The sequence below is a fragment of the Streptomyces sp. HSS9-12 genome (assembly GCF_054963655.1).
This window is the reverse complement of sequence record NZ_JBUEGC010000005.1, coordinates 138,781-157,137: the sequence shown is the minus strand read 5'-3', so window position 1 is coordinate 157,137 and position 18,357 is coordinate 138,781. Positions and strand designations below refer to the sequence as shown.

The following is an 18,357-nucleotide window of genomic DNA, read 5'->3' as shown; positions in this document are numbered from 1 at the left end:
CCACTCTCGACAACCACACCACCGGCGGAGACATCACCACCCTGGACAACCACACCACCGGCGGAGAACTCAAGCTGCCCGGCGGACACGCCGGCTGACCCGTAGCAGGGGCTGGCCGGCACAGCGGGGGCACGGCCGCGGCGGCGAGGAGGGGGAGCCGTCGCGGCCGATCACATTCGCACTGTTTGCAATCGCGCCAAGATTGACCCGGTTCAGGCCAAGGCATTCGAACCTCCGGCTGCCCGCCGTTAGTTCTGCGTCACAGCAGGAGAAATAGCAATTCCGGCCTTCTCGCACCAGGAGTCGCAATGTCCCGCGCCAAGAAACTTCTCATTACGTTCGCACTCACGGCCGCCGCAACCGCCGGCGCCGCCGTTCCGGCCGTAGCCGACAATCACTCGACCGGCACGGCGACCACGCAGGACAACCACTCGACCATCGCCAACCCGCGGGGCGACGGCACGGTCTGATGCGGTGGCGCGGCGGCGGTGCTCCGCCGCGCTGCATCTCACCCGTGTTCCGGCCTGGCTCCAGCGCTCAGTCGCGCGGATGGCGCTGATGGGGTCGGCGGAGCGGCTGTCGGCCGCCCGCGCCCACGAGATCGGGCTGGTGTCGGAAGTCGTGCCGCCCGGTGAGGTGGTCGAGTCGGCGCTGCGCGCGGCCGCGGTCACGGCCTCGTATCCGGCCCGAGGCCGTCCAGGGGACCGTACGGGCGGTGTGGTCGGTCCGCGAGGCGGCGCGTGCGCAGGCGCTGGCGGGCGCGCCGCAGCTGATCGCGCTCGGGAATCTGCCGGCGGAGCGGCAGAAGGAGCTGTTCACGGCCCGGACGCGGGAGTACCGGGTGCGCTGAGTGCCGCGCTGGTCCGCGCAGGTCACCTTACGTGGCGCAGGCCCGGAGAGCGGGCGTAGCGTCGAATACAGGACGCACCGGAGACGAGGTGATCCGGGATGTCGCGCATGGCAGGCAATATGCCCGGCTCCGTGGTGGCTCTTCTTGGAGCCGCGGCCGCTGTCTACAGCCCTTTCCGCGCCTGGTACGACGGCCGTCATGGGCAGGCCATCCGCATTGAGGATCTGTTCACGGGGATCAGCGCGAACGCTGCCGCCTCGCTCTTCACCTCGGTGTTCCTGCCGATGCTGGTCGCCGGGGTGCTGGCCTTCATCGGTGTGGTGCTGAGGTCTCGGACGGTGGTTGCCGTCGCGGGCATCGTGGCCCTCGGCTTCACCATCTTGTGGATGGTCCAGCAGGGGCAGGAGCTGGGGAGCCTGACGGCCGGCGGGCAGCAGGGCGTGGGATCCGGGGCGGCGCTCGCGGCCGGCGGAGGTCTGCTGATGCTGATCGGGGCGCTCCTGATGCCCGGGCGGCGGGTGGTGACCGCGCGGCACCGGCGCGGCAGGCGGCCGGTGGAGCGCGAAAGCGAAGGCGAGGCGCAGGCGCGGCACGGCGGATCCGGCGCACCGGGCCTGGCCGAGCGGTCGGGGCCCGCGCCGGCGGCGGACCCCACTCACGGCCAGCCGCCGTCGCCACCGCCGGACGGGCCGTGGGGCCCCCACTGCCCCCGCCATACGTCCTGAACCCCGGGCCTGGCTGAAGGGACGTTGCTGCAGGCGCCAACCGCCGGGCGCGGCCTACGAGGTGGCTGCGCGGGCCTGGCCGGTGCCCTTCAGCGCATCCAGGGCGTAGACGCAGCGGTCCTTGCTGCACGCGTAGACCACGCCACCCGAGACCAGCGGCGAGCCGGTGATCTCGCCGCCCGTCGCCAGCTTCCAGCGCAACTGGCCGCCGCCCGCGTCCAGCGTGTAGAGGCAGTGGTCGGCCGACCCGAAGTGCACCCGGCCGTCCGCGACGACCGGAGCGCCGACGACCTCGCCCTGTGCCGCGAAGCGCCACTTGGGGGTGCCCGTGACCGCGTCCAGCGTGTACAGCGCACTGCCGCTGCCCACGTGCACCGAGCCGCCGGCGACCAGCACCGGCTCTGTCGACTGGCGGGCCTCGGTCGCCAGCCGCCACCGGTCCCGGCCGTCCGCCGGGTCCAGTGCGTAGACGGTGCCGAGGTAGTCGGCGATATAGACACCGCCACCGGCGACCGCGGGCCCTGGCGCGTACGCGGGCGGGCTCAGGAAGACGGCAGGCGCCTCGAACCGCCAGCGCACGTCGCCGCGCGCGATGTCGATCGCCAGGACGCGGGTACCGGCCGCGACGTACACCACGCCGTCCGGCGCGTGCAGCAGTCGCACCGGCACACCGCCGCAGGAAGCGGCGTCGCCGACCGGGTACGACCAGCGCTCCACGCCCGTACGGGCCTCCAGCGCGCGCAGCCGCCCGTCGGAGCAGACGTACACCGTGCCGTCGTGGATGGCCGGCCCGGCCTCGGGCGTCTCGAAGTCGGACTGGGCGCCGGACAGTTCCCACAGCTGCTCGCCGTTGGCCGCTTCCCACGCGCGCACGCCGCCGCCGCGGGTGCCCGTGAGGACGGTGCCCCGGTCGACCTTCAGGGAGTACACCCAGCCGTCGGTGTTCAGCCGCCAGCGCTCGGAGCCGTCCGTCGCGTCGAGCGCGTACAGCGTGGGTCCGTCCGAGGCGTGGATCCGGCCGTCCGCGACGGCCATCGCCCACGCCACGTCACGGGTCTTGAACTGGCGCCGCCCGGTCGCGACATCGAGGGCGTGCACTTCGAACGAGGTGACGTACAGCAGATCTCCGGCGACCGCGGGTGTGCCCCAGACGTCGTTGGACATCCGGAACCGCCACGGCCGCCAGCGTGCCTGGCCGGGCGGCTGGGCGCCCGGCACGCCCTGTCCGCCGCCCTGCGCGCTCAGCCCGCCGGGTGCACCGGGCGAGCCGTCGGCCGGAGCGGGGGACGGCACCGGCGCGGCCGGGGCGGTCAGCGGCCCGGCCGGCACGCCCCTGGGCGGCCGTACCCAACCGGTCGCGGGTCCGGCGCCGGCTCGCGCCGGCAGGTCGCGCACCTCGCCTGCTCTTGGTCCCGGTCCTATCGGCACCGGCGCACCGGGCAGCCGTACGGGGCCTTCCTGGATGCCGCCGGGCGCGACAGTGGGGCCAGGGCCGATCGGGGGCCCGGAGGGCGGTGCGGTGGCCGGGGCGGAGACCGGAGCGGGATGGGCGGCAACGGGGGCGGACACCGGAGCGGGATGGGCGGCAACGGGGGCGGACACCGGCGCGGGGACAGCGCCTGCGCGCCCCTCCTCGGGTGCGCCGTCCGCGGTGTACGGCTCCGGAGCGTACGGCGGAGGCGGCGGAGCGGCCGCGGGTCCGCGCCCCCGGCTCGCGCTTACAGCCTGCGCGCCCCCCTGGGGCGCTGGCGCGCCTGCGGCCAAGGTCCGTCCGCCACGACGCGCTTCGATCATCGAGACGGCGCGCGCGGGCAGCCAGGCGGACGCTGTGCCGCTGTCGTCCCCGCCAGAGGCGAACAGGTGCGGTGCGAGCTGTGACTGCAGGTCAGCAGGGCTGGGCCGGTTCTCCGCAGTCATCTGCATACAGGACTCGATGAGCGGCCGAAGCTCCTCCGGCAGCCCCTCCAGGTCGGGCCCTTCCCGCAGCAGCATGAAAACCGTCTCGACCGGGTTCGCACCGTGGAAGGGCGCGTGGCCGGTAGCCGCGAACACCAGCGTCGACCCCAGCGAGAAGATGTCGCTGGCGCCGGTCACACTGCGCGAGTCACGCGCCTGCTCGGGCGACATGTACGCGGGTGTGCCGACGGCGACGTTGGTCATCGTCAGCCGGGTGTTGGACACCCCGGAGGCGATGCCGAAGTCGATGACCCGCGGCCCGTCCTCGACCACGAGCACATTGGACGGCTTCAGATCCCGGTGGACGAGACCGGCTCCGTGAATGGACTGCAGCGCCTCGGCCACACCGGCCGCGAGCCAGCGCACCGCCTGCGCCGGCAGCGGACCGCACTCATTGACTATCTCTTCGAGCGAGGGCGCCGGGACGTACGCGGTCGCCAGCCACGGCACCGCGGCACGCGGATCGGCGTCCACGACGGCAGCCGTGTAGAAGCCGCTGACCGCTCGCGCGGCCTCCACCTCGCGCGTGAAGCGGACCCGGAACAGCTGGTCCTCGGCGAGCTCGGTCCGGACCGTCTTGATCGCGACCCGCCGGCCCGACGCCGAGCGGGCGAGATAGACCAGCCCCATGCCGCCGGCACCGAGTCGGCCGAGCACCTCGAACGGCCCGATCCGTCTCGGGTCGTGCTGCGTCAGCTGCTCCACCACTTGCCTGCCACCTCCCCGTGGGGCTTGAAGGATTCCAGCCCCGTGCAGCGTCTCACCGTGAACCGTCCCGGGGTACGCAAGCTGATTCTTCCTGGCGAAGGCGGTCGTTGCGAACCCGGGGGCGGATCGGGGTGTGTCGCGCGACAAACCCGAACAAATTCGTAGGCGAGCGGAGGTTACCGGCGGTTAGCTGGAGAGCCCCCGGAGCGGACAGCTGACCGCCCCAGGAGCTCTGCGGCGGCCTGGACGCCTTGGCGAGGTCGATCACCGCGAAGCTCGCGCCCTGGTTGTTCGGGGATGAGCGCAGCCACGCTCCTGCCCTCGTGGAATGCCTGCGCGTAGTGGCCGAACTCCCCCCCCGCTCTCGTGGAACGTCCAGCCGAACAGGTCGCCGCAGAAGCGCTTGCCTCCCTTCAAGGTCCGGAAGCGTCGCGTCGGCCCAGATGGGCTCGGGGGCTCGCCCTCCGCGATTACGGCCATGGCGCCGGCTCCTCCCAATGAGACAAGGGTGGAAAGTGCGGAAAATTCAGCAATCGTCACGCTAGCCCGGGATTATGCACCCCTACGAGATATTGAATCTTCGATCAATTCTTTCGGGGTGAAGCGGATTGGCGGCGAGGCAGCCCTCATTTCGGTTGTCCACCTGAGTTATCCACAGGCTGTTGATAAGAGAATCATTCGTATGGCCGATGGGTCGCATACGAGCCGGGGGAGCGGACCCCGGACGGCCATCTCGCAGTCACCACCCGGCGGACTCCTGATGTTATGTCAGTTCCGTAGCCATACGGGCCTGATGATGCTGATGAGTGCTAAAGAGACCTGAGTTGCCTTGTGCTGCCACCGCAAGCCGGCATCGCGGCCGGTTCGAGGGTCGCCTCAGTACGCACTGTCACCGGTCCTGAACTGGCGGTTCATGCTGCAGTGAGTGCCCTCCCCATTTGCAGGCAGCCGAATCGCGCTTCGATCACCCCTCGGTAAGCTGACGGCATGACAGGACAAGTTCGCACCGTCGATGGACGGGTGGCCGGGCGCCGCGGACAGGCCACGCGGCAAAAGCTGCTCGACTGCCTCAGAGAGATGCTCAGCTCCTCGCCCTACCGGGACGTCAAGGTCATCGACGTCGCCCGCAAGGCGGGGACGTCCCCCGCGACCTTCTACCAGTACTTCCCCGATGTCGAGGGCGCCGTACTCGAAATCGCCGAAGAGATGGCCAAGGAAGGCGCGGGTCTTACCGAACTGGTCGCCGGCCGCTCCTGGGTCGGGAAGTCCGCCTGGCAGAGCGCCGAGGACTTGGTTGACGGCTTCCTCTCCTTCTGGCGCAGAAACGACGCGATCCTGCGCGTCGTCGACCTTGGCGCGGCAGAAGGCGACAAGCGGTTCTACAAGATCCGCATGAAGATCCTCAACCCCGTCACCAACGCCCTGACGGACGCCATCCAGGAGCTCCAGGCCAAGGGCAGGGTGGACAAGGAGGTGAACCCCGCGGCGATCGCCGGGTCGCTGGTCGCGATGCTGGCCGCGGTGGCGTCGCACCAGAAGGGCTTCCAGAGCTGGGGGGTCAAGCAGGCGGAGCTGAAGCCGAATCTGGCGTTGCTCGTGCATCTGGGCGTCACCGGCAAGAAGCCGACCAGGTAAGTGCCGCACGCCTGCTTGGTCAGGCGCGGCGTATATCAGCGGCGCTGACGCGTACGCGCGCCGTGCGCGCCGTGCCTCGGGATTTCGTCGGCCTCATCGGCTTACTGGACCGTCGGCCGCCTGCCCGCGCAGATCTCCGCACGTCCTGTCATCACAGCGGCGGACCACTCGGTTGGGACATCCAGCCCGAGCGGTCCGCCGCTGTGACGCCCGCCCGAGGCTCAGGCCTCGGAGACCTGGCTGGTCTCAGACGCCCCGGCCGAGCTCTCGCGAGGCGTCAGCCGGAAGAGGCGGATCTGCCGTTCCACCCGGGCCTGGTACGTCGCGTACGGGGGCCAGAACCTCAGCACCGCCGCCCACGCCTCCGCCCGCTCCTGACCTTCCAGCAGCCGGGCCCGTACGGCGATGTCGCGGCCCCGCCAGCTGATGTCCGCATCCGGGTGCGCGAGCAGGTTCGCACTCCACGCGGGGTGGCCAGGGCGGCCGAAGTTGCTGCCGACCAGGAGATACGTACCGCCCTCCTCCGGCATGCAGGCCAGCGGCGTACGCCGGGGCCGCCCGCTCTTCGCACCCGTCGCCGTCAGGACCAGCCCCGGCAGCATCCGGGCACTCAGCAGCACTTTTCCGCCGGTCACTCGGTGCACGGCCCGGTCCAGCGCCGGGATCACATACGGCGCGATCCGCGCGAAGGTCCGCGTGGACGACACCTTCTGCACCATCCGCACCCCTGCGGGCATCAGAGCGCCACCGCCTCTCGTACCGACCTGTCGGCCGCATGGCCTTCACCGACGTCTCCACTGTCACGGCTGCCGGCACGGTCGCGCGAACCGTCGAACAGCCCGGCTCCCTCCGCCGCCGCGCAGCCGCGCAGCTGGTGCACGGGCCCGAAGAGCAGCTCGTCAGAGGCTGCCCGTTTGACGTACAGATGCGCATCGTGCTCCCACGCGAAGCCGATGCCACCGTGCAACTGGACCGCTTCGCCCGCAACCGTACGCAGCCCTCCCGCGCCTGCGCGAGGGCGAGCGTCCCACGACCGCGAGGTCACAGTCGCCCCCGCCCACCGCCCACGCCGGCGGCTGGTTCTGCTCGTCGGGGACGGTTGTCCTGGGCCGAGACTGATACGGCCCTGGGCGGGTTCACAGGCGGTGGTGCATGATGTGCAGGCCCACGTAGCCCTTGACCGGGTGCTTGAAGCCCTCCGGGATGGTGCCCAGGATCTCGAAGCCGAGGCCGCGGTACAGCGCGACCGCCCGGGTGTTGGACTCCGCTACGGCGTTGAACTGCATCGCGCGGTAGCCCTCGAGGCGCGCCCACTCCAGGGCGTGCTCGACCAGGGCCCGCCCGACGCCGCGCCCGCTGTGCTCGGGGTCGACCATGAAGCTCGCGCTGCAGATGTGCGAGCCGGGGCCCATCTGGTTGGGGTTCATCTTGGCCGTGCCGAGTACGGTGCCATCGATGGCCCGGGCGACCACCGTACGGCCCGGGGGGCTCAGCAGCCACATGCCGCGGGCGTCGTTCTCGGTGAGTGCCGGGTCGTAGGTGAAGGTTTCGCCGGCGGCGACGATGCGGTGGAGGAACGGCCAGATGGCAGGCCAGTCGTCCTCGATCGCTTCTCGGATCAGCATGGCGGACAGCATGGCCGCCCGGCGCACCGCCCGCCATAGGATTTCTCGCCCCGGTTGATCATCAACTGGTGGACTTCTGGTTGACGCCTTGGCCGATGCGCACGACGGCGAGCCACTCGGCCCCGTCGAGCCAGATCGTCTGCATCAGGGCGCACTCAGGGCGCACCTCCACGAGCGCCAGCACTCTGACGGTACGTCAGTTCAACCGATGCGAGCCCCTCGCGCAAGGACTGCGGCATGGGCGAGTTCGCACACCCGACTGGGGGCCAACCCCTCCTCTTTGCTTGATTGCTTAGCACCTGCCCCTATTCCTGACAGCTTGTAAATTGCTAATCTGACTTAACGTCAGATAACCCGGTCCCGTCATCATCGGCCTCGAGCAGGAGAGCAGGCGAGAACGATGCTTGGATCGACTCACGGCACCCTGACCACCCACTCCCGACCGGCTCGCGTCGCGCTGGCGGTGTGTCGCTGACCGCACGTACGACGGCAAGAAACGAAGCCGATCCCCCATGACCCACTCCCCCGAGTCCCCCGAAGAGTCCGTGGAGTCATTGGTACTGCACGCCACTGACAACGGCGTCTCGTGGATCACGCTCAACCGGCCCGAGGCGATGAACGCCGTCACCTGGGAGCAGCGCGAACGCCTCATCGCGCTGCTCGAGGCCGCCTGGTAGGCGGCCCGGAGGTGTTCTGCGGCCTGGACTGCTGCTTCAGCCTGCTGGTTCTGGCGGCGGGTCTGGTGCCAGTGCCGGGCGGCGATGACGGCGAGGAGGAGGGCGTCGAGGAGGATGACGAGGAGCGCACCATCCTTGGGGGCGGGTTCACGCAGGACCGCCTTGATGGCAGCCCTGGTGGCCCGGGCCTGCTGGTGGTTGGCACGGATACGGGAGCGGCTTGCGCGTTCGAACGCGGCTGCTGCCTGCACGAGCTGGGGCCGAAGGTCGTCGGGCGCCGCCGCCGTGAACGGCACCGCCGCGGGCATCGGCGCGCATCTCGCCTTCGCGTGCGACCTGGTCCTGGCAGCCGAACCGGCCCGGTTCATCGAGGTGTTCGTATGGCGCGGGCTGGTCCCCGACGGCGGCGGTGCGTATCTGCTGACCCGCCTGGTCGGCCCGCAGCGGGCCAAGGAGCTGATGTTGTACGGTGACGCGCTCCCGGCCGCCGGGGCCGAGCGCATCGGCCTGGTCAACCGGGCCCGCGGAGGAGCTGGAGAAGACCGCCCGGGTGTGGGCCGAGCGGCTGGGGGCGTCTCGTACGGACCGGCGCCGGTGACGGGGGCGCCGCGCCTGGAGGGCGTACCGGTCGACTGCACCATCTATGCCGTGCACACCGGCGGTGACCATCTGATCGTGGTGGGGCGCGTCGAGGCGCTCGGCACGGACGACGCCGCGGCCGACAGCGGTCCCCTGCTCTTCCACCGCGGCACGTTCGGCCGCTTCACTGACCATCCGAGTCCGTCAGCCCGTCATCGCCGCGCTCATCACCGGCGCCTCACGCACCCTCCGGCGCCGGATGACCAGTGACATCAGGGCCGCCATCGCGCACAGGGCGCCAGCCGTGTACCAGGCTGTGTCGTACGAGCCGGTGAGGTCCCGCACCAGGCCTGTGAGGAAGGCGACCAGGCCCGCGCCCACTTGGTGGGAAGCCAGCACCCAGCCGAAGACGATCGCGCCGTCCCCGCCGAAGTGCTCGCGGCACAGGGCGACGGTCGGCGGCACGGTCGCCACCCAGTCCAGCCCGTAGAAGACGATGAAGAACAGCATCGGCGGGTGGACCGTGTCGGCGAGCAGCAACGGCAAGAACACCAGGGAGATGCCGCGCAGGCCGTAGTACACGGCGAGCAGGCGCCGCGAGTCGTAGCGGTCGGTGAGCCAGCCGGAGGCGATCGTGCCGGCCAGGTCGAAGATGCCGATGACGGCGAGCAGGCTCGCGGCCGCGGTGGTCGGCATGCCGTGGTCGTGCGCCGCGGGCACGAAGTGCGTGCCGATCAGGCCGTTGGTGGAGGCGCCGCAGATGGCGAAGGTGCCGGCGAGCAGCCAGAAGACCTTGGTACGGGCCGCGGAGCGCAGCGCGGCCAGGGCCCGGGCCGCCGCGCCGCCGTCCACGCGCGCGTGGGGCGCGGCGTCCTGGGTGTCGTCCGGTCCGGCGCCGTAGGCGGTGGTGCCCACGTCCTCGGGGCGGTCGCGCAGCAGCCACACCACCAGCGGCACGACCGCGAGCGCAGCGAAGGTGACGGACAGGGTCGCCGTACGCCACCCGTAGCGCTCGGCGAGGTAGGCGACGAGCGGCAGGAAGACCAGCTGTCCGGCCGCGCTGCCCGCCGTCAGAACGCCCGTGACCAGCCCGCGCCGGGCCACGAACCACCGGCTCACCACGGTGGCGACGAACGCCAGCGCCATGGAGCCGGTACCGAGGCCGACGAGGACGCCCCAGCACAGGACGAGCTGCCAGTCGGCGTTCATGAAGACGGTGAGCCCGCTGCCCGCGGCGACCAGCAGCAGGGCGGAGGCGACGACCTTGCGCATGCCGAAGCGCTCCATCAGCGCGGCGGCGAAGGGCGCGGTCAGCCCGTACAGCATGAGGTTGACCGAGACGGCCGCCGAGATCGTGCCGCGCGACCAGCCGAACTCGTGGTAAAACTTTGGGGCACTCAGCACGGTGAGCAGGAACAAGGGGGGCACGACAGGTGGACGTCACCATCTACGTACGACTCAGCCTCGATCAGCACGGCGACGAGTTGGGCGTTCAGCGGCAGGAGGCCGAGTGCCGGGCGTATGCCGAAGCCCGTGGCTGGACCGTACGCGAGGTAATCGCGGACAACGACATCAGCGCCACCTCGGGCAAGGTACGACCCGGGTTCGAGCGGCTGTTGGCCTCCAAGCCGGACGCGATTCTCTGTTGGCACACTGATCGACTCGTACGCAAGACGGAAGACCTGCTGCGAGTGATCGCACTCGGGGTCAACGTCCACGCCATCCACGCCGGACACCTCGACCTGTCGACTCCGGCCGGTCGGGCCACGGCCAAGACGGTCACGGCTTGGGCGGAGTACGAGGGTGAGCAGAAGGCGCTACGGCAGAAGGCGTCGAACCTCCAGGCGGCGAAGAACGGCAAGCCACACAAGGCGGGCTTGCGAACGTTCGGATACGAAGACGACTACGTGACCGTGGTCGATGCCGAGGCGGAGGCGATCCGCAAGGGTGCCGAGATGGTTCTCCAAGGCGAGACCCTGGCGGCTGTCGCTCGCTTCTGGACCGGCCTCGGTCTGCTCGCTCCCCGCTCGTCGTCCGGCAAGGCGAAGGGTGAGGCAGATGGCGAGGCGAAGGGGTGGGGCGTGGGCGGTGTGAAGAAGGTGCTCATCTCCCCTCGGTACATCGCTCAGGTCACCTACCGGGGCGAGGTGATGGGCGCGGGCAAGTGGCCCGCGATCCTGGATGAGGCGACGCACTACGCCCTCGTGTCGGCACTGACGAACCCCAAGCGCTTCACGGGTGGTGCACGTACCGGCTCGGCCCCTCAGACCCTGCTCGCCGGGCTCGCTACGTGTGAGCGTTGCGGGGAGACCGTACGAGGCGGCATGTACCGAGGAACCCCGGTCTACCGCTGCGGACAGAAGCACGTACGCGTGCCCCGCGAACTGGCCGACAAGCGAGCCGGTAACGCCGTCCTGGCGCGGATCGTCTTCCCCGACTTCCTGCCCTGGGTCCTCGCCGCTCGACAGGAGGAGGGCGACGACTCGGCCCACCTTCACCAGGAAGCGCAGACCCTACGGGAACGGCTCGACGGGTTGGCCGTGGCCTACGCCTCGGGATCCATCACCCTGTCGCAGATGACGGCCGGTACCGAGGCCATCCGAGCCAGGCTCGACGAGATCGACGAGAAGCTGTCCGGTGTCACTGGCCTGCCCCCGATCGACCCTGTGTCGGGCATCGCCGGCCTGATTCAGGACTGGCCGAACACCCCGCTCCCCGTCCGTCGAGCGTGGGTCAAGTTCGTCACCACGATCACGATGCACCCGAACGGCTTCAAGAAGGCGGCGAAGATGACCGTGGACGACTACATGACCGTGGAGTGGAACCACACCGCCGACGACTAACAAGACGCGTAGCCTGCCTCGCTCAACCGGCCCCGCTCTCACCAGAGAGCGGGGCTTCGTCATGCCGGATCAGAAGGGGGCGGCTCTTGCCCCGCTTCTTGGAGCCGGTCGGTCAAGCCGTCGTAGTCGAAGCCCATCGGCAAGGGAGCCGCGTACGCGTCGCCGAACCAGCGTCGCCGCTGTTCCTCTTGCTTGACCTTGCCAAGGTCTACGAAGGACAAGGTGGGGGCCGAAGGCCCCCCAAGAGACCCAGCCCCTTCGTCTTCCTGCTGAGGGCCGCTCACGCGGCCCACCCTCGTCGGCTGCTTGCGCTCTTCGTCTTCGCCCTGTCGGCCCCCTACGGGGGGCCGCTCTTCGCCTTCCGGCTTGCTCTCCGCCGCTGGCTCCTCACTCTTACCGCCGTCGCTCTTGAAGGTATGTAGGTTGTATGGCTCCTCAGCCATACCCCGCTGCTGCGGCAAGGTGAGTCGGTAGATCACTGGACCATCCGGCACCTTGCCGGTCTTCGTGAGCCAGCCAGCCTTACGGAGCCTGCCTACGATCTTGTTGACCGTCTGCTCCGGAGCCTTCCCGCCGTAGCCGAGTTCCCTGGCGATCGTGCCGTTCGACGGGCACACGTTCCCGCCCGTCTCGTAGTCCGCGTACAACGCCATGGCGACGCCGACCAACTTCTCTGCGGGCTTCATGTTCGAGCGCACCAGCGCACGACGCCACACGTGCTCCTGTATCGCGGGTTTCCCTTCTCCGAAGACTCACGAGGACTCCAAAATTTACAGGTCTCCAGAGACGAAAGAGCAGGTCATCGTATGTGAGGCACCTCTCAGACGGACCCCAGAACCGTGGCAGAATTTGAGCCGCCAAGACCCGGCGGTCGGCAAGCACTGGCCAGGGGGTCATACCCCACCCCTCCGCCGCCGCTCTCTACCGTGCCCTGGTGCCGCAGGAGAACCGTCGGCAAAACTCGGTAGCTGTTCGGACCCAGCTCTGCATACGTTCGACCGCATGGCTGACGACTGCTTCGCACATCCACGGCTCGCCGCGATCTACGATCCGCTCGACCCCGACCGCAGCGATCTCGATGCCTACCTCCGGGTCGCAGAAGAGTTCGAGGCACGCCGAGTGCTGGACATCGGCTGCGGCACAGGGGTGTTCGCACTTCTCCTGGCTGACCGTGGGATCGAGGTCGTCGGCGTCGATCCCGCGCTGGCGTCCGTCGATGTCGCCCGGGCCAAACCGGGCAGTGAGCGCGTGCGCTGGATCTGCGGTGACCGACAGACCTCCCACCACTGCGGGTTGACGTCGCGACGATGACCGCGAACGTTGCCCAGGCCATCGCCGATCCGCAGACATGGCAGACGACGCTACGGGGAGCCTACGAGGCGCTGCGTCCTGGCGGGCTTCTGGTCTTCGAGACGCGCGATCCGGCCAGACGCGCCTGGGAGGAGTGGACCCGCGAGAACTCCTACCGCGTGACGGAGATCCCCGGTGTCGGCTCCGTCGAGAGCTGGGTCCAGCTGATCGAGGTGAGCTGGCCTCTGGTGACGTTCCGCTGGACCTACGGGTTCGCAGCGGATGGACAGGTGCTGACGTCGGATTCGACCCTGCGTTTCCGCGAGCGGGAGGAAGTCGAGCGGGACCTGATCGCGCACGGATACGTGGTGGATGACGTTCGCGACGCGCCCGACCGTCCAGGAAGGGAGTTCGTCTTCCTGGCGCGACGTCCGTGATCGTCGGTGATTCGCGCCCAACTTCGATGACGCACACTCACGGTTCCATGGCACAGGACAACGACCCTGGCGCAGCGTGACCAGTAGCGGACGTCTCGAAAACCAAGGTTTGTGAGACGAGGTGGCAGGCACCCCGGAAGGGGGCGCAGCCCTGTTCAAAACCCGTCTCGAAACTTCCGTCTCAGGCTTGACATTTTGAGACGAGTTCTGAGACGGTCCGTGTCATGACGACGAACACGATCACCGGCCAGCTCATCGGTTACGCCCGCGTCTCCACCGACGACCAGGAAGCGCAGCTCCAGCGCGACGCACTGACGGCCGCAGGCTGCGCCCGCATCTTCGAGGACAAGGCCAGCGGGAAAAACACCAACCGGCCAGAGCTCACGGCCGCACTGGACTACGCCAGACCCGGCGACACCCTGTGTGTCTGGAAGCTCGACCGCTTCGCTCGATCCCTCATCGACCTTGTGACCATGGTCGACACCCTTCGAGAGCGGGGCATCGGGTTCAAGGTGCTCACGGGGGCACTGGCCAACATCGACCCCGGTACGGCAGACGGCCGTCTCATGCTTCAGGTGGTCGGAGCCATGGCGGAGTTCGAGCGCAGCCTCATCAAGGAGCGCACCCGCGCAGGACTGGACGCAGCCAAGGCACAGGGGCGTACCGGCGGACGGCCGACTGTGGTCGATGAGGACGTGCTCACCGTGGCCCGTGCCAGGAAGGCCAAGGGCGAGAGCGTGAGCGCCATCGCCAAGGCACTCGGGATCTCCCGAGCCACCCTCTACCGCCACCTTGGAGAGAGCGCCTGAGACAGGCGCACAGCGCCTTCCGGCAGGCCCTCGGCTTACGCCGGGGGCCGTTGTCATACGTGGGCGTCTGACGCCGTCTGACAGGCGTAACGATGCCTGCCCCTGCCGACCACGGGGGGGAGTCGACAGAGGCAGGCACGGGGGGGTGCAGGTCGCTCGAACCGCAACACTTCCGGCGCACCTCGGTCGTGGTGCTCGCCGTCCCTCAGAGCGCCGGGGGTCTGTCAGTCACTCGTCCCGGACCACCATCGCGAACGACGTACAGACACGCCGGAAACCCTTGTGTCCGCTCCGGCCTGTGTGGCTCATGCACTCCACGTCGACCGCCGCGCCGTCCGTGGCGGGCGTGGCCGTCCACTTGCAGTGAAGGCACTCCGCTTCGAAGGTCACGTCAGTGTCAGGGTGCTGCGTGATCCTGTGCCTCACGTACCGCATGACGGAGCGCACCATCACTCGGCCCCGTGGTCTTCCCGCAGGTGCGTACGGAGAACGACGTTCGCATCGGACACCTTCGAGTAGTCCCCGACCGATCGCGCGTTGGTCCGAGTCACAGCGATGCCGAGGCATACGCCGCAAGCTGCCACAGGGTCCGGCTCCCCGACCGGAGCTGTCAGGTGCACTGGCTCCGCCATCGTCGTCTTCGGTGTGCTCATCCTGTACGGCCTCCCCGCCTGGATCTCGCTGCGATCCATCCTTGGGGCGCCGGCGAAACGGCCCTACGTTCTTTCCTGTTGAGGCAAGAACTCGTCTCGGATGCTCTCGACCAGGGCGCGCATGTCATCTCCGAAGAGCGCCACGTCGGCGAACCGCTCGAAGGTGTCGACGTACGTCTGTATGTCCCTGGGGTCCCGTGTCGTGATCTCCGAGTGGAACGTCTCGACGATCACAAGCCGGTCATCGTGGATGCTGAAGCACGTCATGGGGAAGTCCGGCATCCGACCAGCCAAGGGCACCACCCCAACGGTCACGTTGGGAAGCCGGGACAGGGACACGAGCTGATCAAGTTGTACCGCCATCACGACTGGCTCACAGATCAGCCACCGTAGGACGTGCTCACAGATCACGAAGGAGAACGACCGGCCGTCTTCGTAGAGCGTCGCTTGCCGCTCCATCCTCGCTGCCACCGTCCGAGCCCTGGTCTCGTCCGGCAAAGCTGGGGGCAGGGAGAACACCGCCGTGGCGTACTCAGATGTCTGGAGGAGTCCGGGGATGAGTTGCCCCTGAAACAGCCTGAGGGCAGCTGTGTTGGCCTCGATGGCCTTGATGGTGTTCTGGTGCTTCCACGGGCCCATACGGCGCAGCAGGCGCCACGCTGTGGCCTCGGTGACCTCGGCTCGGGCAGTTGCGAGGAACTGTTCTTTCACTGCTTCCGAGACGCCGAGCGCGGACAGGATCAGGTCGACGTCCTGAACGGTGGGCAGGGTCCGCCCGTTCTCGATCTTCGAGAGCTTCCCTGCGGACATGGAAGCCCTGCGGGCTACCGCGTCACCGGTCAGTCCCGATGCTTCCCGCAGTGCCCGCAGGGCTCTCCCGATCGACTCCGCGGTCAGGGATGCCGCTCCCAGTAGGCCGCGAACGGCACGGCGCGGGTGAGCGCCACGTCACGGTAACCCTGGTACTCCCTCAGCCGGTCGGCAGGCAGGAGTTCACCGCCGATGAACTTGCCCTCGGGGGTGTAGTGCATGCGGTACACGTCACGGTCGTCGAAGAGCCAGAAGTCGTGATCGGGCAGGCCGGTCACCTCCTGCTCGGCAAGGTCGATGATCCCGATGGACTCTCCGGCCTTGATGTTGCCGGGGTAGGCCGACAGCTCGTAACGCAGGTAGTCAGTCAAGGGAGAGCGCAGGACGTGAACGCGGGACACGCTCTTGCCCTTGTCGGTCATCGAGCGCACCCATGGGTTGTCGCTCCACTCCGGGCCCATGTCCTCGCCCGCGAGGAACCGAGCGATCTCCTCCCGCTCCTCCTCCACGTCGTACACGTCGAGCGTCTCCAGCCGGAACGCGGTCCGCTCGAAGGTCTCGAAGAGACGGCCGAACTCCTCACCTGCGAGCACTGAAATACTCCTCAAGCACTGCGGCCGGGACCATGACAGCCGTCTCGCCCTCGGGGAGGTCGAGCTGTGCCAGCCGCTCAGGGTCGGTGACCACGTAGCCCTGCACTACGAAGTCCTTGCCGTCGTCCGTACCCCACAGCGTCGGGCAAGTGCCGTTCTTGCAGTCCGGGTCTCCCGACAGCTTCCGCAGCGGTGCGCCCATGGCTTCCCCCTCGCGTCGACAGTCCTTGTCGCGTTCGATGCTTCTGGCTTGCGGGCAGCATGGTCAAGATCCGCGGCTTTCCAGAACGGGAAAGTCGCTTGCTCGACGCACCTCTACGCGGGCTTGTGGGGCCGAGAGGGGTACACGGGCCCTCTGATTCCCCAAAGCATCACCATGCGAACTCGGCGTGCAGCGGGTCGATCAGCACGCTCGGAGCCGCTCTGAAGGCCGCCGCACCGACAAGCGCGACGAAGGCAACAGCGGCCACCCACCAGGCGCGGTGGATGCGCGGGGGGCGCTTGGCGATGAGTCCGCGCCCCTCGGCTCGGTTCTCGCGCGTCTCCGGTGCGGGGAGGTGAGGTGTCTGCGTCACCGGACCAGCATCGGAACTCCGGCGCGGGGAGACGAGTGGCCGGAGGGACAGCCATCGCAAGGATCAGGTCATGGCCTCGGTGGGTCACCGTGGATCGATCCTGCGCAGGCCCCGTATCGCGGGCACGGCCATCAGCAGCGCGCACACGACGACGTTGATCCCCATCCCCGCCAGCAGCACCCTCTGGGCCCCCACGGCGTCCGCGACCGGCCCGGCCAGCGCCCGCCCTGCGGACAGCATCACCAGCGAGCCGGCCACGTCGTAGGCGTGCAGACGGTTCAGTGCGTCCTGCGGGATGTGCGTCTGCACGGTCGTGGACCACATGACCAGCCAGAAGGCGAAGGCGGCGCCGACCACGAACTGCCCCACGGCGAGGACGGGTACGGGAAGACCCGCACCCAGCACGGCCAGGTTGACGGCGACGCCGATGAGCGCCATCGCTCCGGCGGCCAGCGGCCTGGCCGGCCGCAGACGCAGGGCCAGCAGGCCGCCCGCGACGTTGCCCGCGCCGTTCACGGACATCAGAACGCCGTACGCCGCCACGCCGTGCTCCGAGGTCACCAGCACGGCGGTCAGGGGCAGCATGGGGCCGAGGACGGTCAGCCCGTACGCCATCCAGATCGCGATCACGCCCCACAGCCAGGTCCGGGTCCGGAACTCACGCCAGCCGTCGGCCAGTTCGCGGAGCATCGAGCTGCCATGCTGCTGCCTGCCCGTCCCGGCCAGCCTGAGCAGGAAGAGACAGCCGGCGCTGGCGCCGAAGGTCGTGGCGTTGACCGCAAACACGGTGCCGGCGCCGGCGAGGACGACGAGGACGCCGGCAAGCGCTGGGCCGGCCATGGTCATCAGCGCCTCGGAGACCCGGAGCACGGCGTTGGCACGCTGGACGTCCCGCGCGATCCGCGGAACGGTGCCGGCCACTCCCGGCTGGAAGAGCGCGGCGCCGACACCGTTGAGCCCGCTCAGGGCGTACACCTCCCACACCGGCGGGTTGCCGACGGTGAAGGACACGGCGAGCGCGCAGCCGCCCACCAGCCGCAGCAGATCGGCGATGACCATCATGCGGCGGGGGGTGAAGCGGTCGGCGAGCACTCCGCCGAACAGGACGAACAGCGCGAAGGTCGCCATCCAGGCGGCGAGCGCGTAGCCGACGGAGGACGCGCCTCGGCCGGCACCCAGCAGACCGGCCGCGAGCGCCACGGGCACCATGCCATCGCCGAAGACGGCGACGGTGCGGGCCACGAAGAACAGCCGGAAGTTGCGGTTCCAGAGCCCGGGCGGCGGGCTTGCGGGCGTCGCGTCAGAGGAGAGATCGGGACAGTGCGGGTCCGCCGACTGGTGAGCCTTGTGAGTCACAGGGAAGAGGTGTACCGGAACTGGTCTAGTCCGGCGAGAGGTTAATGCCCTCAGAAGGTCAGGACGCCCCGGGCGACCCGGCCGTGGTGGGCGTACCATCGTCAGGCGGATCTGGGCGCGCTCGTCGTCCGCCGCAGTCGCAAAGTCCTCGATCGGGTGGGTGGCGGTGACGAGTTCGTCCAGCAGCAGGCGTCCCGCGCGGTACAGCTCCGCGTACAGGGCGATGTCGCGCTGCG

General features: G+C 69.2%; 16 protein-coding genes and 5 pseudogenes. 9 read left to right on the top strand and 12 right to left on the bottom strand.

Annotated features, from left to right (window positions below; translation table 11 throughout):
- The first annotated feature begins 308 nt into the window (after positions 1–308).
- The 3 genes and pseudogenes from ACY34J_RS04725 to ACY34J_RS04715 all read left to right on the top strand — a co-directional run bounded on the left by ACY34J_RS04725 (position 309) and on the right by ACY34J_RS04715 (position 1,575).
- Positions 309–470: a hypothetical protein gene (locus ACY34J_RS04725; protein WP_462725192.1), complete on the top strand. Its 162-nt coding sequence runs from the start codon at positions 309–311 to the stop codon at positions 468–470.
- 70 nt (positions 471–540) lie between these two features.
- A pseudogene (locus tag ACY34J_RS04720) lies at positions 541–850 on the top strand (enoyl-CoA hydratase/isomerase family protein); the annotation flags it as partial.
- 98 nt (positions 851–948) lie between these two features.
- Positions 949–1,575, top strand: a complete 627-nt coding sequence (locus ACY34J_RS04715; RefSeq protein ID WP_462725191.1) for a hypothetical protein — start codon at positions 949–951, stop codon at positions 1,573–1,575.
- Positions 1,576–1,629: 54 nt separating this feature from the next.
- Here the strand turns inward: ACY34J_RS04715 and ACY34J_RS04710 are convergent, their stop codons facing one another.
- Entirely contained in the window at positions 1,630–4,239 is a 2,610-nt protein-coding gene (locus ACY34J_RS04710) for an outer membrane protein assembly factor BamB family protein (RefSeq protein ID WP_462725190.1), read from the bottom strand.
- A gap of 987 nt (positions 4,240–5,226) precedes the next feature.
- Here ACY34J_RS04710 and ACY34J_RS04705 point away from each other — a divergent pair.
- Positions 5,227–5,874 (top strand): TetR family transcriptional regulator, encoded by a 648-nt coding sequence (locus ACY34J_RS04705; RefSeq protein WP_462725189.1) that lies wholly within the window; start codon positions 5,227–5,229, stop codon positions 5,872–5,874.
- Between the two features lie 221 nt (positions 5,875–6,095).
- Here the strand turns inward: ACY34J_RS04705 and ACY34J_RS04700 are convergent, their stop codons facing one another.
- The 3 genes and pseudogenes from ACY34J_RS04700 to ACY34J_RS04690 form a co-directional block, all read right to left on the bottom strand.
- A complete protein-coding gene (locus ACY34J_RS04700) occupies positions 6,096–6,611 on the bottom strand; it encodes a nitroreductase family deazaflavin-dependent oxidoreductase (RefSeq protein WP_462725188.1) in 516 nt (171 codons plus the stop codon).
- Positions 6,611–6,903 (bottom strand): annotated as a pseudogene (locus tag ACY34J_RS04695) (acyl-CoA dehydrogenase family protein); the annotation flags it as partial. The gene ACY34J_RS04700 and the pseudogene ACY34J_RS04695, both read right to left, overlap by 1 nt.
- Before the next feature lie 107 nt (positions 6,904–7,010).
- A complete protein-coding gene (locus ACY34J_RS04690) occupies positions 7,011–7,499 on the bottom strand; it encodes an N-acetyltransferase family protein (protein WP_462725187.1) in 489 nt (162 codons plus the stop codon).
- 512 nt (positions 7,500–8,011) lie between these two features.
- Here ACY34J_RS04690 and ACY34J_RS04685 point away from each other — a divergent pair.
- Positions 8,012–8,759 (top strand): annotated as a pseudogene (locus ACY34J_RS04685) (enoyl-CoA hydratase/isomerase family protein); the annotation flags it as partial.
- Complete coding sequence (locus ACY34J_RS04680; RefSeq protein WP_462725186.1) at positions 8,729–9,025, top strand: flavin reductase family protein; 297 nt, start codon at positions 8,729–8,731, stop codon at positions 9,023–9,025. The pseudogene ACY34J_RS04685 and the gene ACY34J_RS04680, both read left to right, overlap by 31 nt.
- On the opposite strand, the gene ACY34J_RS04675 is transcribed toward ACY34J_RS04680, so the two are convergent.
- Complete coding sequence (locus ACY34J_RS04675; protein ID WP_462761936.1) at positions 8,960–10,183, bottom strand: MFS transporter; 1,224 nt, start codon at positions 10,181–10,183, stop codon at positions 8,960–8,962. The genes ACY34J_RS04680 and ACY34J_RS04675 overlap by 66 nt on opposite strands.
- Positions 10,184–10,188: 5 nt before the next feature.
- On the opposite strand from ACY34J_RS04675, the gene ACY34J_RS04670 reads away from it, so the two are divergent.
- Complete coding sequence (locus tag ACY34J_RS04670) at positions 10,189–11,598, top strand: recombinase family protein (RefSeq protein ID WP_462725184.1); 1,410 nt, start codon at positions 10,189–10,191, stop codon at positions 11,596–11,598.
- 59 nt (positions 11,599–11,657) lie between these two features.
- Here ACY34J_RS04670 and ACY34J_RS04665 read toward each other — a convergent pair whose 3' ends face one another.
- Positions 11,658–12,284, bottom strand: a complete 627-nt coding sequence (locus ACY34J_RS04665; protein WP_462725183.1) for a helix-turn-helix domain-containing protein — start codon at positions 12,282–12,284, stop codon at positions 11,658–11,660.
- Positions 12,285–12,600: 316 nt separating this feature from the next.
- On the opposite strand from ACY34J_RS04665, the pseudogene ACY34J_RS04660 reads away from it, so the two are divergent.
- Both ACY34J_RS04660 and ACY34J_RS04655 read left to right on the top strand, forming a co-directional pair.
- Positions 12,601–13,325: pseudogene (locus ACY34J_RS04660) on the top strand (class I SAM-dependent methyltransferase).
- 224 nt (positions 13,326–13,549) lie between these two features.
- Positions 13,550–14,134 (top strand): recombinase family protein, encoded by a 585-nt coding sequence (locus ACY34J_RS04655; protein WP_242329732.1) that lies wholly within the window; start codon positions 13,550–13,552, stop codon positions 14,132–14,134.
- 228 nt (positions 14,135–14,362) lie between these two features.
- Here ACY34J_RS04655 and ACY34J_RS04650 read toward each other — a convergent pair whose 3' ends face one another.
- From ACY34J_RS04650 to ACY34J_RS04625, 6 genes and pseudogenes are all read right to left on the bottom strand, one after another.
- Positions 14,363–14,569 (bottom strand): DUF7848 domain-containing protein, encoded by a 207-nt coding sequence (locus tag ACY34J_RS04650; protein WP_462725182.1) that lies wholly within the window; start codon positions 14,567–14,569, stop codon positions 14,363–14,365.
- A gap of 281 nt (positions 14,570–14,850) precedes the next feature.
- A complete protein-coding gene (locus ACY34J_RS04645) occupies positions 14,851–15,657 on the bottom strand; it encodes a helix-turn-helix domain-containing protein (protein ID WP_462725203.1) in 807 nt (268 codons plus the stop codon).
- A 23-nt stretch (positions 15,658–15,680) separates the two neighbouring features.
- On the bottom strand, positions 15,681–16,190 hold the full coding sequence (locus tag ACY34J_RS04640) for a DUF6879 family protein (protein ID WP_462725181.1): 510 nt from the start codon (positions 16,188–16,190) through the stop codon (positions 15,681–15,683).
- On the bottom strand, positions 16,177–16,392 hold the full coding sequence (locus tag ACY34J_RS04635) for a hypothetical protein (protein ID WP_462725180.1): 216 nt from the start codon (positions 16,390–16,392) through the stop codon (positions 16,177–16,179). The genes ACY34J_RS04640 and ACY34J_RS04635 overlap by 14 nt, the downstream gene beginning before the upstream one ends.
- A 172-nt stretch (positions 16,393–16,564) precedes the next feature.
- A pseudogene (locus tag ACY34J_RS04630) lies at positions 16,565–16,816 on the bottom strand (hypothetical protein); the annotation flags it as partial.
- Between the two features lie 33 nt (positions 16,817–16,849).
- Positions 16,850–18,121 (bottom strand): MFS transporter, encoded by a 1,272-nt coding sequence (locus ACY34J_RS04625; RefSeq protein WP_462725179.1) that lies wholly within the window; start codon positions 18,119–18,121, stop codon positions 16,850–16,852.
- Positions 18,122–18,357: the final 236 nt, after the last annotated feature.